At 37.4% G+C, this 15,845-nt stretch carries 13 protein-coding genes and 1 pseudogene; all 14 read right to left on the bottom strand.

The genetic code is table 11. The features are described 5' to 3' along the window. Positions 1-899 (bottom strand): annotated as a pseudogene (locus tag K2N75_RS09175) (hypothetical protein); the annotation flags it as partial. Next, entirely contained in the window at positions 884-1,723 is an 840-nt protein-coding gene (locus tag K2N75_RS09170; RefSeq protein ID WP_297680903.1) for a TIGR00282 family metallophosphoesterase, read from the bottom strand. The pseudogene K2N75_RS09175 and the gene K2N75_RS09170, both read right to left, overlap by 16 nt. Positions 1,724-1,731: 8 nt before the next feature. Beyond that, the gene (gene mfd / locus K2N75_RS09165; protein WP_297680902.1) at positions 1,732-4,788 is read right to left on the bottom strand and encodes a transcription-repair coupling factor; all 3,057 of its coding nucleotides are present in this window, start codon (positions 4,786-4,788) and stop codon (positions 1,732-1,734) included. After that, positions 4,775-5,239, bottom strand: coding sequence for a polymer-forming cytoskeletal protein (locus tag K2N75_RS09160; protein ID WP_297680901.1), 465 nt, complete (start codon positions 5,237-5,239; stop codon positions 4,775-4,777). Before K2N75_RS09160 ends, mfd begins: the two co-directional genes overlap by 14 nt. Further along, positions 5,158-6,093 carry a M23 family metallopeptidase gene (locus K2N75_RS09155; protein WP_297680899.1) on the bottom strand — a complete coding sequence of 312 codons (936 nt, stop codon included), beginning with the start codon at positions 6,091-6,093 and terminating at the stop codon, positions 5,158-5,160. The genes K2N75_RS09160 and K2N75_RS09155 overlap by 82 nt, the downstream gene beginning before the upstream one ends. Positions 6,094-6,101: 8 nt before the next feature. Beyond that, complete coding sequence (locus K2N75_RS09150; RefSeq protein ID WP_297680897.1) at positions 6,102-7,349, bottom strand: Mur ligase family protein; 1,248 nt, start codon at positions 7,347-7,349, stop codon at positions 6,102-6,104. Then, a complete protein-coding gene (locus tag K2N75_RS09145; RefSeq protein WP_297680895.1) occupies positions 7,339-8,565 on the bottom strand; it encodes a diguanylate cyclase in 1,227 nt (408 codons plus the stop codon). The genes K2N75_RS09150 and K2N75_RS09145 overlap by 11 nt, the downstream gene beginning before the upstream one ends. Continuing rightward, positions 8,565-9,074, bottom strand: a complete 510-nt coding sequence (gene lptE, locus K2N75_RS09140) for an LPS assembly lipoprotein LptE (RefSeq protein WP_297680893.1) — start codon at positions 9,072-9,074, stop codon at positions 8,565-8,567. Before lptE ends, K2N75_RS09145 begins: the two co-directional genes overlap by 1 nt. A 2-nt stretch (positions 9,075-9,076) precedes the next feature. Beyond that, entirely contained in the window at positions 9,077-11,536 is a 2,460-nt protein-coding gene (gene leuS, locus K2N75_RS09135) for a leucine--tRNA ligase (protein WP_297680891.1), read from the bottom strand. Between the two features lie 8 nt (positions 11,537-11,544). Beyond that, a complete protein-coding gene (locus K2N75_RS09130) occupies positions 11,545-11,886 on the bottom strand; it encodes a DUF6394 family protein (protein ID WP_115551641.1) in 342 nt (113 codons plus the stop codon). Beyond that, the gene (gene secF, locus K2N75_RS09125) at positions 11,887-12,858 is read right to left on the bottom strand and encodes a protein translocase subunit SecF (protein ID WP_297680889.1); all 972 of its coding nucleotides are present in this window, start codon (positions 12,856-12,858) and stop codon (positions 11,887-11,889) included. 10 nt (positions 12,859-12,868) lie between these two features. Then, positions 12,869-14,446, bottom strand: a complete 1,578-nt coding sequence (gene secD, locus K2N75_RS09120; RefSeq protein WP_297680904.1) for a protein translocase subunit SecD — start codon at positions 14,444-14,446, stop codon at positions 12,869-12,871. A 7-nt stretch (positions 14,447-14,453) separates the two neighbouring features. Beyond that, positions 14,454-14,726 carry a preprotein translocase subunit YajC gene (gene yajC, locus K2N75_RS09115; RefSeq protein ID WP_297680887.1) on the bottom strand — a complete coding sequence of 91 codons (273 nt, stop codon included), beginning with the start codon at positions 14,724-14,726 and terminating at the stop codon, positions 14,454-14,456. A gap of 60 nt (positions 14,727-14,786) precedes the next feature. Further along, positions 14,787-15,845 (bottom strand): hypothetical protein (locus tag K2N75_RS09110; protein ID WP_297680885.1); only part of this gene is annotated, 1,059 nt, incomplete at its 5' end.

Raw genomic sequence — 15,845 nt, 5'->3', positions numbered from 1 at the left:
GTAAAAATGGATTGAGGAGTTTTTAAGGTTTTAAACTTTAGTTTTTCAAATTGTTTAGGCATTAAGGGTAAAGGAATCTCAAAAGGACAATCTTCAAAATAAGCAAAGCGATTCTTATTTGTATTGCAATAGAGAAAATCATAAATAAATTCTAACTTTTCTTGTGCGCTTTGCAAGGATTCTAGCTTTTGTTCTATGGCATAAGGAGAAAGAAAGGAATCTTTTTGGTAGGTGAATTTGAAGTCATCTTTGTGGTTTTGCATATAATGCTCTGTCATCGCTTTATCCCAGCTATGCACGCACTCTCCACTCCAAAAAATCTTGGATTTAATTTCCCTGCAAGGATTCCCCGCATTGATTGTGTTAGAGTAAAACCTCTTTGCGCTTACCAAGCTCTTTGCCCCTATGACAGAACCTGAAGCAATAAAACAACCTTTTAAGAATCCCACTTCTTGCCCTACCCAAATATGGTCGCCTAGATAAATGCTTTTGCTAGGATTAAGGCGTAAATTAGAATCCTCATCATAAATCAAATGAGGGTCAGCCGTCCTAAACCAAAGGGCATAAGAAATCAAACTATTGCTACCTACAATAATATTTTTACACTCTGTTGCGCAAAACCATCTTCTACTAGCAGGATTAAAGTAATTATTATTTCCAATGAAACATACGCTCTCGTGTTGCACATCAATAGAATCCGCAGTCATTGTAGAATCGCCAATAAACACCAAAGCATTCTTGCCGCCAAAGTTGATATTTGTATTTTTCAAATAACTTTTTTCGCTCAAAAACAAAATATTCTCACTCCCAACAAAGTGAATCTTGGAATTTTGCAAAATACTTTCTAGCGGCTTAAAATGATAAATGGCATTGTTTTTTGCGTCTATTGTTTTAAACATTTCTTTTCCTTATCCGCGCTCAATGTCTTTTGCAGTTTTCCATTATCCACTGCTTTGAGCTTAAAGGCTTGCATACATTGTCCCTGCGTAATCTCACATACAATCATCTGAAAAATACTCGGGATTCCATTCCCCTCTGGCACATTGAGGCGATTAGGCAAACCGGTTAAAAACCGCTCAATTGGTTCTTTTGCGTCCATTCCAATTACGCTTTCTCTTGCGCCACACATTCCAATATCGCTTACGCCAAATGTCCCACTAAAAATCTCCAAATCATCTGTGCCTATGTGCGTATGCGTGCCACAAATCGTGCTAATTTGCCCCTTTAGCATCATAAACATTGCGCGCTTCTCGCTTGTTGCTTCTGCGTGAAAATCCAAAAGGATATTAAAAATCCCCTCTTGATGTAGCGATTCCACCGCACTTTTGGCACAAAGAAACGCATTGTCGCATTGTGGCATACCAAAATGCCCCATTAGATTAAGAATCGCAAAAGGCTCATTTCTGATTTTCCCGCGATAGATTCCACTTCCCACCACACCTTGCGGATAGTTATGCGGACGCAAGACATTGGAATTTTCCAATGCCAAAAGAGGAAAAATATCCTTTTTGTCCCAAATATGATTCCCTCCCGTAAAGACATTGACGCCCGCCTCTTGAAGCTCCTGCACACAAGAAATACTAAGCCCAAATCCGTGGCTTGCATTCTCCCCATTTGCCACGACAAAATCCAATGCAAATTCCTCTTTTGCTTGAGGCAAATAATGCGCCACTTGCCTCCTGCCAATCTTGCCGACAATATCCCCAATTATTCCAAATCGCATTGTGTTCCTTAAGATTCTTTACTTTTATTCTGTAATTGTTTGGACTTTAGACTTTCTAAATGCGCAAAAACCGCTGCTAGCAAATCATCTTCATCTTTGCTTGTAGCTTTAATCGTCAATTTCTCGCCCTTTAAATCCACAAAAGAAATGTTTTGTTGGTAATTCAAAATGCTTGTGATTCCACAATTCCGCGCAATAATTTTAATACGAATCAAGTCCAAAAACTGCCTTGTATAGACATCTAATCTCCCAAATCGCTCCTCAATCTCCCCCTCAATCAAAAACACAGCATTTTCGTCTTCGCTCTTAGAAAGCCTCCGATAAATCTCCAAACGCAACCGCTCCGATTCTATCAGTTCAGGATTTAAAAATGCCGTAACGCTAAGTTTCACATCAATAGGGCTTTGTTTTTGTTGCACATCGCCACTCAAAGTAAAAATCGCCTCCTCAAGCAAGCGCAAATACAGAGAATAGCCTATATTTTTGATATGTCCGCTTTGTGCTTCGCCCACTAGATTGCCTCCTCCGCGAATCTCTAAATCGTGATAGGCTAATGCCCCACCACTGCCTAGAAATGAGTTTTTCTCTAATGCCAAAAGACGTTTTTTTGCATCTGCGGTAATGCTTTCAAAATCCTCTACTAAAAGATAACAAAATCCCTCTTTATTGCTTCGCCCCACGCGTCCGCGTAATTGGTGTAAATCTGCGATTCCAAAACAATCCGCACCATCTACTAAAATCGTATTGGCATTAGGCAGATGAATCCCTGATTCTACAATGCTCGTGCAAAGCAAGAGATGATACGCACCTTTGGCAAAATCTAGCACAATGTCTTCTGCTTGCGCAGAGGGAATTTGCGAATGCAGAATCGCAAGCTTTAATTGCGGCAAAAGACTTAAAAGTTCCTCTTTTTTTTGTGCCATTGTAGCAATATTGTTGTGGATATAAAAGATTTGCCCACCTCTGCGAATCTCACGCAAGATGACTTCTTTTAACAAAGATTCATCGTAAGCTTTCACAAAAGTGCGCGTGGCTTGTCTCTCGCTTGGAGGGGTTTTTAACTCGCTCAAACCTTTAATGCGAGAAAGTGCCATATTAAGCGTTCTTGGAATCGGAGTAGCAGACATAGAAAGCAAATGAATATTTTGGCTTAATTCTTTAATCTTTTCTTTTTGTTTCACTCCAAATTTATGCTCCTCATCTACAATGATGAGGGCTAAATTTTTAAATTCTACATTAAAAAGTGCGTGCGTGCCAACTACTGCGTTTAAATCACCCTTTTTAAGACTAGCTAAAATATTTTTTTTGTCTTTTGCGCTCACATAGCGGTCTAGGCGGGCTAATTTCAACCCAAAGGGCGCAAAACGTTCTTGCAAAGTATTGAAATGCTGATACGCCAATAAAGTTGTTGGGGCAATAATAGCAGACTGATAACCACTTAAAAATGCTGCAAACATTGCATTCATCGCTACTTCTGTTTTGCCAAATCCCACATCTCCGCTTAAGAGCCTATCCATTACGCGCCCCGAGCTTAAATCCTTAAAAATCTCTGCAATCGCTTGCGTTTGGTCTTCTGTATAATGGAATCCACTTTGGTTTTGGAAGATTAAAATTTCCTCTTTTGTTGTATCAAAAACCACGCCATCAAGCAATTCGCGTTTTGCCGCTAATGCGATGATTGCATTTGCGATGATGAAAAGTTTTTCCCTGACTTTTTCTTTGAGTTTTGCAAAAGAGCCTTTGCCTAAGCGGTCTAACAATGGAATCCCTCCACTATCTGCCACATAGCGGTCAATTCTTTCTAAGTTTTCAACAGGCAAAAGCAGTTTGTCCTCGCCCAAATAGCGCAACTCAATAAAATCACGCGTCGCTCCAAAGATATTTGCCTGCACGATTCCATTAAAAATTGCCACACCATAATCACAATGCACAACATAATCACCAATATTTAACTCATCTAAAAAGATTTTAGCTCTAGGACGCTTTTTTTGTTTTTGGGGAGAATTAAGCGATAAAATAAGCTCCTCTTTGCCCAAAATATTAACCGAAATATCCAAATCCAATAGAATCCTAAAATGCGTGTCTGCTAATGCAATTCCTGCTTGACGCACTTGGGATTCCGTCTTTGCAATAATAGTAATTTGTTTATTTTTGTGAAATTCCAAAAAGTTTTTTAAAGTATTGAAATGATAATCAAAATCCTGATATTCTTCGCTTTTAGGGATTTCTTTGCTCTTTAAGATTCTTTGCAAACTTTGTTCATTGTATTCTTGAAATTCTAAAATTTCTTTTGCAAATTCCTTAACATTTGGCAATACAACAAACGGATAAGTTTGCAAAAAATCTTGCGCAGCGTTAATTTTATCTAAATACCAAAACCCAAAACTAGCCAGACTGCTGCTTTTTTCAATATCTAAAAAAGAAGTTTGTTGCTCTAAGATGATATTTTGCAAAATAGTATGAGATTGTGCATTGAGGTTAAAAAATGCGGGTGGAATCGCAAGCGTTTCTAATTCCTCTTTGGAACAAAGTTGGCTTTGCACATCAAATGCGCGGATACTCTCTATCTCATCGCCAAAAAGTATTATACGATAAGGTTGCGAGCTAAATATATCAATAATCTCTCCTCTAATAGAGACTTCACCACTAAGTTCTACCAAATCCACAAATTCATAGCCCAAGTAAAATAAAGTTTCTTTGAAATCTTTTAAAGAAAGAGTGGAACCGACTTTTAATTCAATACTTTGGAGGGATTCCGCATTGGGTAGCGGATACAATAAAGTAGAAAGAGGGCTAAAGAGAATCTTTGGGCTTTTGCAAGAATAAAACCCTCTTAGCACGACAAAGATTTCACTTAACTCTTCTTGAAAACTGCGCAAATCCTCGCCAAATTTAGCGCGAAAATCTGGTAATACGAAAGTATTAATTCCTAAAAATTGTGCAACATCACTAGCATTTAGCGCACTTTGCCTCTCTTCACTTATGATAATTAAACCATTTTTGAAATGGGAATCAAATTCTTTTTTAAAACCTTTTAGATACGCATAAACGCTACTTTGACTCACCGCCATCCTCTGATTTTTTTAGACTAAAGGGAGTCACTTTTGATTTATCTAAACCCATTTTATTGATTTTATCAAACCCATTGGTGCATTCATTGTTTTTATACACAACACTTTGCCCAACAAATTCACCTGTTTTTTCAATAATCAATTCTTTAGCGGTAATGCTGCCATCAATTCTACCTTGTGGTAAAATCTCTACAATATTGCATTCGCAATTTCCCATTAATTTCCCACTTACCACCAAATGTTCAGAATTAATACTACCATTGACACTACCATTTTTACCAATCGCAACATTTGTTTTAGCGATAATGTTACCCTCTAAAGTCCCATCAACATGTAAATTGCACTCACTAATCACATCGCCTTTTATTTTTGTTCCTTGTGCGATAATGCTGGTGTTGCCTGAATTTCCACTAATTTGTTTATCATTGTTAGCAAAGATTGCCATTTTATGTTTTTCTCCTTTTCAAAAATTTGCGTATAATCCCGCATCGTCCATTCTATAAATGGACGTGGATTAAGGTCGCGACTTAAATAGCGAATTTCATAATGCAAATGCGGTCCAGTGCTTCTACCGCTATTTCCAGAATATGCGATGAGTTGCCCGCGTTGCACAAAATCTCCCTTATTCACAACAATTTTGCTCAAATGAGCATAAAATGTTTTGAATCCAAAAGAATGTTCTAATTTTACCATAATTCCATAACCACCATTATAACCATTATTGGTAAAATCTGCCACACCATCTGCAGGCGCATAAATCGGCGTCCCAACAGGGATTCCAAAGTCTATGCCATTATGAGGTTGGGTGCGCTGTAAGACGGGATTCACGCGTGCTCCCCATTCAGAAGTGATACGATAACCTCCACGCAAAGGAACGCCATTAGGGATTAATTGCATTACAAATGCCTTTTGCGCGCCTGTTATCCTTGCTAAATCCACGCGTTCAATCAAACTTAAATCTTGCGGTGCTTCAATAATCTGGTCGCTTAAGCCTACGATTCCTTCTAAATCCTCAATTCTATCAGAAACTTTTACTAATTCTTCTGTTTTTTCATCTACCAAAGCGCGTAATTGCTCATTTTTTTCGTTGATTTTTAAATACTCTTGCTGCATTAAATCGCGTTTTATTTCAATCTGTTTCACTTCTTTTAAAAGCAGACGAATAGAGATAAAACTAAAGAAAAATATCACCACAACAAGCAAAATGACATACAGCATAATTTGCTTCATATATTGGTGGATATTGTATTGTTTAGAACCATTTACATCTGTAATAGTAACAACAAAGCGATTCTTCACATTTCCCCCTATCTTTTTGTTTTTGAAAAATGTGTCAAAAACTCTGCGACAACACTAAATGAACCGCATACTAAATAATTTTCTTCTGGATTAAGATTCATCATTTTAAAATCTTTAAATTCTATCTTTAATTCTTGTAAAATCTTTTCTAATTGAGCCTTTGCAATCATTCGCATATTGGCAATTTCTAATATCTCTACGCGTTTGATTATCGGTGCTAACGCACTCAAAACCGCGCGAGGATTTTTATCAAAGTATGAATTATAAATTAAAACACATTTATTTTGGCTAAAATGATGATTTTTAAATTGCTTTACTAACGCTTGCGCCGCATTGACATTGTGTGCAACATCTAAATAAAGATTGGGCGCAAGTCTTTGCATACGCCCTTGTAAATCCAATGGAGGCAGAATCTTTAAACATTCTAGCGAAAAATTTACTAAAACATTTTGTGATAATTTTTGTTTTTGCTCCAAGATTTCTTTCAAAGCCAAGAAACCATAATAAGCCAAAGTTAGATTTTGTGCTTGAAAATAGGGATAATCTTGCCTTACAATCCATTGAGAAATTTCGCTAGGAATTTCTTTAAGGATTTCTAATGTTGCATTTTTTTCTTTGGCGATTTCTCGTGCAATGCTTACAATTTCCTCTGCATTTTCGCTTTGGAATCCCAAAATTGCTCTTTTAGACATTGCTTTTAATTTGGTTGTTGCGATTTTTTCTAAAGTATCCCCCAAAAATTCTTGATGGTCTAAACCAATACTCGTAAAAAGCGATAATTCTGCTTGCACACAAGTTGTTGTGGAATCAAATTCACCCCCAAGCCCTGCTTCAAGCACCAAAATATCACAATCTTTGAAAACCTCTAAAGCCAAAAAAGTTAGAACTTCAAAATAGCTTGCTTTTTCTAATTGCAATTCTGCAGTGGAATCCAATGCCAAAAATGCTTCATTCAAAACCTCTCTTGAAAGATTCGCTCCATTTTTCCAAAATCTCTCCTCCAGACACAACAAATGTGGAGAGCTAAAATGCCCGACATTAAATCCAATTTTATGCAATATTGAACTTAAAAACCTCCCTGTGCTTCCCTTGCCATTTGTGCCAATCACTTGGACGATTGTTTGCGTAGGCAAATACACAATGTTTAATTGTTTTAAAATTTTAGGAGCACGCGTGGGGTCAAAGGGAGCATATTCTAATCCCTTTTCATCTAAAAATCTTTCTAATTGCGTCTCATTGTGTGCATTAAGATTCATAATCAATAATTCCTTTTGAGTCTTTGTGTTTGCTAAATTCCTCCAGACTCACTTTTAACATATTCTCTAAATTTTCAGATTCTACCCTGTGCGAGACTTGCGCGCTTAGAGAAATATTAATGCGCGTTTGCTGAAACATAAAAATACTTTGGCTAACTATGGAATCCAAATTGCGGATAAATTCTATCGCCTCCTCTTTGGAACGTTCTAGCAAACAAGCCAAAAATTCTTCCTCGCCATAATATGCTATCAAATCACTTTCGTTGCTGTATTGTTTGAGCAATCTCCCCAAAGTTGCCATTACGCGTTTAGCAGCCTCCAATCCGAAATGCTCCTTAACCTTTTCATAGGCTGCAATCCCAAAAACAATCACGGAATAATTTTTTTGATTGTTTTGAAATTGCGATTCCGCAAAATCTAATACTTCTTGCATTCCTTCCTTGCTTACAAGCGTTGTCATTGAATCTATCGGCAAAGAATAAATTGCATTATATTTCAAAGGAGTAGATTTGTGTTTTGGCTGATGTGTAGCATTTTTTATTTGATGATGTTTTGAGGATTCTTTTGTAACTTGATTTTGCCCTAACTTGGAGAATTGTTCTTTCAAAACTTTTTCCAATTTGTGCAAGAGTTTCATCTTGGTTTCTTTGCTCGCATTTTTTTTCAAACACTTGCGTGCTTCCTCTTGCCAATGACAAAACGAAGAATTTTGAATCTTAAACCCGCTCAAAATCTCCAAACCTTTTGCCAACTCTACAAAATCCAATTCTACGATTCCTTTCATCTGTTCTGCCCAACGCTCACGCCATATTTGCATAGATTGCGCATTGAGTTTATCAATTTCTAATAATTGTCCTTTGGCAAGCATACTAATTTCCTTATGTGGATGTGTCGTGAGCAAACGCAAAAGTAACTTTAGAATCTCTAATTGAGTATAAAAATTCCTCTTATAAAAAAACAGATGATGGATAGATTTTACCAAAGAAGTAATTAATTCATTTTTATTTTTAAATTTACGATTAAATAAACTCTCTCTTACTTCCTTGTCTAACATTTCAAGGATTTTTTCTGTGCTAAAGTCTATTTCTCCTACATTACTTCCTAATTTTTTTGCTTGAGCATAAAAAGCTTCAGCATAAAATTCCGGTGTAGGCTCTTTACCCTCTTTTAACAACGCTTTCAGTGCTTCTCTAGCAATTATTTGAGTATTTTGCATTATTGCACTTCAATTCCCACTTGAGAAACAAAACCATCAATGGCTTGCAAGAGCGCTTGATTGATTGCCTCAAGACGAATAGAATCTGTAATCACAGAAGTATCATTCAGTGAAAAATTATAATAACCCTTTTTTGAAAATTGACGCGTTGCTTGTGTTAAGGTATTGGTATATTTAAACTCCACCGTTACTTCGCAACGATAAAAGGTAGAAAATCCTGTGCGGTTTTCTGCAAGAGAACTAAACCCTACTCTTTGCAACTGCACCTCAATGATAGCACTAGAATCTTCCTTGCTGGATACATTTGCGTGCAAACGTTCAAAAATCGCCTTTGAAATTTCGTCTTTTAGGGTTACGCTATTTTGTGGGTCGCGTGCATTGATTTTGACTTCTACATAGACTTTATCTCCCACTGCCTTTTGAGCCTTATGTGCAATAGGCTGATAACCGCACGCGCTAAATAGTAGCAAAAATCCGACAAAAAAAGTAATTTTAAAGATTCCAGACATTATTAAACCACAAAATTTACTAATTTTTTAGGCACAACAATTTCTTTAAGAATCGTTTTGCCCTCTATCCACTTCGCAACTTCTGCTTTGGCAAGATTCAAAATCTCTTCATTGCTGCTTGTTAAATCCACTTTAATTTCTCCGCGTCTTTTCCCATTAATCGTAATTGCCATTACGATAGAATCCTCTTTTAAAGCTTCCTTATCTATTGGAATTTCTGTAAAATTTTGCAAGCAAAAGTATTCTTGGCTTAATTCCCAACAAATATGAGGAATAATCGGTTCTAAAATATTTAAAAGAATAAAATATCCCTCACTCCAAATTTCCGCATTATCTTGTTCATTTAAGGCATTTAAAGCCTCCATACACGCGGCAATTAAGGTATTAAAGGCATAACCATTGGAGTGGCAAAAAGTTTCTTGATATTTTTTCAACGCTTCATACACCTTTTTGCGCGCATATTTTTCTTTTTCATCTAAATTTTGCGATTGGATTTTAGGCAAACTTTGTATTTTTTGTATCTTTTCCACCTTAGCACAAAGTCGCTTAATGAAGCGGTATGAACCCTCCAACGCAAAATCATTCCATTCTAATTCGCGCACAGGAGGTGCTGCAAAAAGGATAAATAATCGTGCAGTATCTGCACCATATTGCGCAATAATTTCCTCTGGATCTACTACATTTCCTTTAGACTTGCTCATTTTTGCGCCTTCTTTGGTTACCATACCTTGCGTCAAAAGATGAGAAAAAGGCTCACTAGAATCCGTATAGCCCAAAGAACGCAGGACTTTTGTAAAGAATCGTGAATAAAGCAAATGTAAAATCGCGTGTTCAATTCCGCCGATATATTCATCTACATCCATCCAATAACTCTCATCTACACGGCTAAAGGCTTCTTCTTGACGCAATTCCATCGGTGTCGTATAACGCAAAAAATACCAACTAGATTCCACAAAAGTATCTAATGTGTCTGTCTCTCTCACAGCATTTTTACCACATTGCGGACAAGCACAATGCTTCCAATAAGGGTGCTTATCTAGCGGATTTCCCTCTCCGTCAATCACAACATCTTCAGGCAATGTAACAGGTAAATTTGTCTCTGCTACGATTCCACAATCTTTGCAATGCACTAATGGAATCGGAGTGCCCCAATATCTCTGTCTTGACACACCCCAATCCCGCAATTTAAAATTCACCACTGCTTTGCCTAATTGATTTTTCTCAAAATATTCAATAATTTTAATTTTTGCCTCTTCGTTATCCAACCCATTATATTCTTGCGAATGAATCAAGATTCCATTCCCGTCATAAAAACCCTCTTTTGTTGGCTCTACCTTAGAATCTTTTGCGGTAATTACAGGAATAATTGGCAAATGGTATTTTTTGGCAAAATCATAATCCCTTTCATCGTGCGCAGGCACGCTCATAACCGCACCGCTTCCATAGCTAATGAGGACAAAATTTGCCACCCATAGCGGAATTTTTGCTTGTGTCAGTGGGTGGATTACAGAAATACCAAGCGGAACTCCCTCTTTGTCTTGTTGTGCGCGCTCTTTTTCGCTTGCATTTTGAATCGCAAGGATTTGCTCTTTTTGTTTTTGTGTGATTCCATAAGATTCTGCATTTTCTAAAACCGCTTTTACGAGAGGGTGCTCTGGAGCCAAAGCACAATAACTCACACCAAAGATTGTATCTGGACGCGTAGTGAAAACCTCTATATTCTCTATCACGCCTTTTGAGGATTCTATTTTATTTTCTAATTTAAAAGTAAATTTCAACCCCTCCGACCTGCCAATCCAATTTCTTTGCATTGTCAGCACTTGATTAGGCCATTTACCCTCTAATGTTTCTAAATCGTCTAGTAATTCTTGTGCATAATCCGTAATCTTAATGTAATACTGATACATTTCCTTTTGCACCACAGGAGTATCACAACGCCAACATTTCCCCTCAATCACTTGCTCGTTTGCAAGCACGGTTTGGTCGTGCGGACACCAATTCAAAAAGCCTTTCTTGCGATAAATCAAGCCTTTTTCCCACATTGCGATAAATAAAGATTGTTCCCATTTAGAATAAATGGAATCGCAAGTGGCAAGTTCGCGTGTTTTGGAGAATGAGAATCCCAAGCTATAAAGCTGACGTTTCATATTTTCAATATTAGAATAAGTCCATTTTTTGGGGTGAGTTTTATGTTTTATTGCGGCATTTTCTGCGGGCATTCCAAAGGCGTCCCAACCAATCGGGTGCAACACATTGAATCCCTCCTTGCGAAATTTTCTAGCAATTGCGTCACTAATGCAATAATTGCGCACATGCCCCATATGAATATTACCGCTAGGGTAAGGAAACATACTTAAAATATATTTTTTGGGTAATGTTTTATCAGACTTTGGCTCATACGCTTGATTTTCTTCCCAAAAATCTTGCCATTTCTTTTCAACTGCTTTTGCATTGTATTCCACATTTACTCCTAATTGTAGTCATTATAGCTTTTCACGCTTTCAATTGCTACAAACACAATAGAAACGATATTTGCCACCACTGCACCCAATGCCAAAGCCACTGCAACATTTGTATTATCAAATACCTGCATATAGATAAAAGAGGGAATTAAATGCAAATCCGCCACAAGCGAAGCTGCCATTAATTCTGCGGACATATAGCTTCTTACGCCGACTTTTAAAATCGTGGATAAAAGATTGACGCCACCGGCAATAAATAGCATCACAAGGCTTTGGTCATACAAAAACCCCACCGTAGAAGTTAAACTCATTAAAATAAAAAATATAAAGAGAACCTTACCCCAATCCATTTATACCCTTCCTTTCTCATACATTTCGCGTAATTTCTTTTTCTCCAATGCTCTACGCTCGGCATCTGCGACTTTTTGATGATATTTTTTCAAATCAAACCTAAATAAAATCACTAATTTGCTTGCAACAAAAATAGAACTATAACTTCCCACGATAGAACCTACCAACATCGGCAGGCTAAAGCCTTTGATAATTTCTCCTCCAAAGAGATAAAGTGTAAAGACAGAAAAAAACATCGTCAGTGAAGTAAGCATTGTGCGTGAAAGCGTTGCGGAAAGTGCTTCATTGATAACCTTTTCTAGGCTATCATTTACACGCAAGCCAATCGTTTCTCGGATTCTATCAAAAATAATAATCGTATCATTGATAGAATAACCAATCAAAGTCAAAAGCGCAGCAATCACTTCTAGGTTTAAATCAATATCAAACAAAATCACAGCACCTGCAGAAATCACGATATCATGCACAAGTGCCAAAACTGCTGCTAGTGCGAATCTCCATTCGTAACGATAAGAAACATACAACATAATGCTCACAAGTGCCAACACAAGAGCCAAAGTACCTTTTTCTTGCAATTCGCTCCCTACTTTTGGACCGACAATATCCACGCGCCTAATATTCAATGTGCCGGTATCTTTCAAGACTTCTGCGACTTCCTCACCAATGTTTTGATTTACGCTTGAAGTCGCAGTAGGCAGCTTGATTAAAATTTCTTCAGGAGAGCCAAACTCACTGACTTGCGCGCCCTTATAGGAATCTACCGAATCCAACTTCGCCCGAATCTCTGCCAAAGGCGCGGGCGATTCGTATTGTAATTGAATCAATGTCCCACCAGCAAAATCCACGCCCAATGTGAAGCCTGGTTTGATGAACAAAACCACAGACGCAATAAATAAAATCAAAGAAAGCACGATTCCATAGTTTGACATCTTAACAAAATCATAAATTTTTTTGTGTTTGAAAAAATCCATTTTTCTTTCCTTAACTTGCTCTCTCTTTATAGCCAAACCACAAGGCATAGTTGCCAGACTTCATAATATGATTTTGCAAAGCCCTAAAAACTCCGTGTGTGCCAACAATCGCAGTGATAATTGAAGCTAAGATTCCAATACTCATTGTGATTGCAAACCCCTTAATTGCACCTGTTCCACACATATAAAGCAAAATTGCAGCAATCAAAGAAGTAAGATTGGAATCAAAAATTGCCCTTGAAGCATTTACATAGCCATTTTCCATTGACTTGATAAAATTTTCTTTGGCACGGAATCCCTCGCGGATTCTTTCATTAATAATCACATTTGCATCTACTGCCATACCAACGGTTAGAATAATTCCCGCCATTCCCGGAAGCGTTAAAGTTGCACCAAAAAGTGCCATAACAGCGACCACTAGCAAAATATTTATCACCATTGCAAGATTTGCAATCATTCCCGCGATTCCATAATATAATGTCATAAAGCCCATAACAAGCACTGCACCAGTAATAAGTGCCACCAAAGAAGCTTGAATACTATCCGCTCCCAAAGAGGGACCCACACTGCGTTTTTCTAGCAAGGTAATAGGAGCGGGCAATGCACCACTTCTTAGCGCAATGGCTATGTCGCTTGCTTCTTGCACGCTAAATCCACCGCTAATCTGCCCGCTTCCTCCTCCGATTCTCTCACGAATCACAGGAGCGGAATAGACTTTGCCATCTAGCACGACTGCCATACGATTGCCAACATTTTTACCCGAAAAATCACCAAAAATCTTTCCACCTTGTGCATTTAAGGTAAAATTAATAATTGGTTGTCCGTTCTGGTCATACGCAGCTCTTGCATCTGTTAGCATTGCTCCATCTAAAACAGGAATTGCCTTGAGCAAAATCTTTTGCTCGGGATTGTTGATGAAAGGCAAAATCACATCACCTAAAGATTCCGCCTCTAGTTCTGTCATACTAGAAACTCTTGCGTTGCGCGCTTCATCTACTGCCATCATTTGCAAATGCCCGCCTTTAGAGATGAGTTCCAAAGCGCGTTGTTCCTCCTCTTGCGTTTTAATGCCCGGTAACTGCACCAAAATCGCGTCATCGCCTTGTTTGGTTACACTTGGTTCGGATAATCCAAATTGGTCTAAACGATTCCGAATATTACCAATGGCTTGCTCAATCGCAAAATTCTCTATATTTGCGATTTCATCTTCTGTAAGAGAAAGTGTGTAGTTTAGATTCTGCTCTTCTACTTTTAAGCCCGGAATCTCTTTTAAATATTCCTCTATCTTGGATTTTTCATTAGAATCTAATAGTTCAAATTGAATGCTATCGTTTTGCGCACTTAAATTGTCTAATAAAATCTGTTCCTCTAATGTATAGTAATTAATCTGTGAAGCAATAGAGGAATAACGCGTTTTCACAGCTTCTTGTGTTTGAACGCCTAAGAGTAAATTCAATCCTCCTTGCAAATCAAGCCCCAAAACGATTTTGGGTCCTTGTGTCTGAAAAAAGGAGGGAATAGAAAGTGCGATTCCAAAAAGAATTGCCACAATAAAAAAAAATAATTTAGAATTAAAAGGCTTTTTCATCATTCAATTATTGCTCAAGCTTTTTAGCAACATAATCTTTAGCTAGTTTCACAATCGTATCATCATTTAAACGCACCATAAAAAATTCTTCTTCACGCTTCACAATCTCAACAATAAATCCGCCACTTGTTACAATCTTATCTCCCTTATCCAATGCTGCAACCATTTCTCTATGCTTCTTTGCCTGTGTTTGTTGCGGACGAATGATTAAAAGATAAAAAATTGCAATCAAAACAATAAGTGGCAATAATTGCGCTAGTGTATTTCCAATATTTTCCATATTAAACCTTCTTAATAAAAAATAAAAGTGGATTTTAGCAGAGCTTTACTAATTAAATCTTTAAGCTAAATTTTGGATTAAAAAATCCTTAGCTCTTTGCAAAAAAACTTCTGCAAACTCTCTTTCTCTGCTCTGCCAACTTGTAGGCACAATGACATTCTCATAGATTCCACCCCAACCGCCTCCTTGCCATCTCTTACGCGCTCCCTCTCTAATGAGTTCTAAGGTTGGAATCCTAAGATTATCCGCAATATGCACATTGCCTGTATTGGAGCTTAGGAGGCAATCTAATCTGCTAATAAACTCTACTAGATTCAGCAAATCTTGGTTATTTTTAAAAATCTTGAGATTCTCTTGCTCTATTTTGGGAAATTGTCCGCCACTTTTTGGGTAATCCATAAGAATAAAAAGGAATCTTGGAAATTCTTTGGCTAGATTCTCTGCAATAAAAAGCCAAATAGAAAAAGAAAAATTTTTGCCAGCATTTTTTAGGGTAATGCAAAAAGGATTGATTCCGATGATTTTTTCATATTTGCAAGCTTCAAGTTTTTCCAATATATCCTCTACAAAATTAATGTTTTCCTCCCCTCTTTTTAAAAGAGCTTTAGAATAATCAATCTTTGGCATCTCTTTATCAAAATATCTTTTATTGATTGCGCGCACAAGATTCAAACTCCCCTCCATAAATGCACGATTCTGCCTCCAATAAGGATTCATCACTTGTTCTACTTGAGGGATAAACAGCATTCTTTTATGAAGCAAAAGATTCTTAGAAAAAGTAGTTAAAGTGCGTTTGGTTGGAATCCTTTTGACTTCCAAAATTGCTTTTAAATTATCGTGTTGCAGCACAAGCAACACCACATCAAACTTCCTCGTTTTATCGCATAAAACCTCATCAAAAGATACAATTTCATCAATCCATTCCATATTTTTAAACAATTTTTTGCTTGTATCAAACTTTACAATCAGACTTAAAGTTGCTTTTGGATAAAGAAACTTTGCAGCATAGAGACTTTTTAAAATCACCATTGCATCACCTATCCCAGCACAAAGCAAATAAAAAGCTATTTTACGCGGATAGGGGGGGCGGGGGGGGGGGTGGGGGGGGGGGGGGGTGGG

Origin of the sequence: Helicobacter sp., assembly GCF_029067145.1 — a bacterium.
Classification (GTDB): Bacteria; Campylobacterota; Campylobacteria; order Campylobacterales; family Helicobacteraceae; genus Helicobacter_D.
This window is presented reverse-complemented; position numbering and strand designations above follow the sequence as displayed.

Excerpts from the sequence above, each read along its gene's own strand:
- secD (WP_297680904.1), bottom strand. The coding sequence starts at position 14,446 with ATGAAAAAGCCTTTTAATTCTAAATTATTTTTTTTTATTGTGGCAATT.
- K2N75_RS09130 (WP_115551641.1), bottom strand. The coding sequence starts at position 11,886 with ATGGATTGGGGTAAGGTTCTCTTTATATTTTTTATTTTAATGAGTTTA.
- secF (WP_297680889.1), bottom strand. The coding sequence starts at position 12,858 with ATGGATTTTTTCAAACACAAAAAAATTTATGATTTTGTTAAGATGTCA.
- yajC (WP_297680887.1), bottom strand. The coding sequence starts at position 14,726 with ATGGAAAATATTGGAAATACACTAGCGCAATTATTGCCACTTATTGTT.
- K2N75_RS09160 (WP_297680901.1), bottom strand. The coding sequence starts at position 5,239 with ATGGCAATCTTTGCTAACAATGATAAACAAATTAGTGGAAATTCAGGC.
- K2N75_RS09145 (WP_297680895.1), bottom strand. The coding sequence starts at position 8,565 with ATGCAAAATACTCAAATAATTGCTAGAGAAGCACTGAAAGCGTTGTTA.
- K2N75_RS09170 (WP_297680903.1), bottom strand. The coding sequence starts at position 1,723 with ATGCGATTTGGAATAATTGGGGATATTGTCGGCAAGATTGGCAGGAGG.
- lptE (WP_297680893.1), bottom strand. The coding sequence starts at position 9,074 with ATGTCTGGAATCTTTAAAATTACTTTTTTTGTCGGATTTTTGCTACTA.
- K2N75_RS09150 (WP_297680897.1), bottom strand. The coding sequence starts at position 7,349 with ATGAATCTTAATGCACACAATGAGACGCAATTAGAAAGATTTTTAGAT.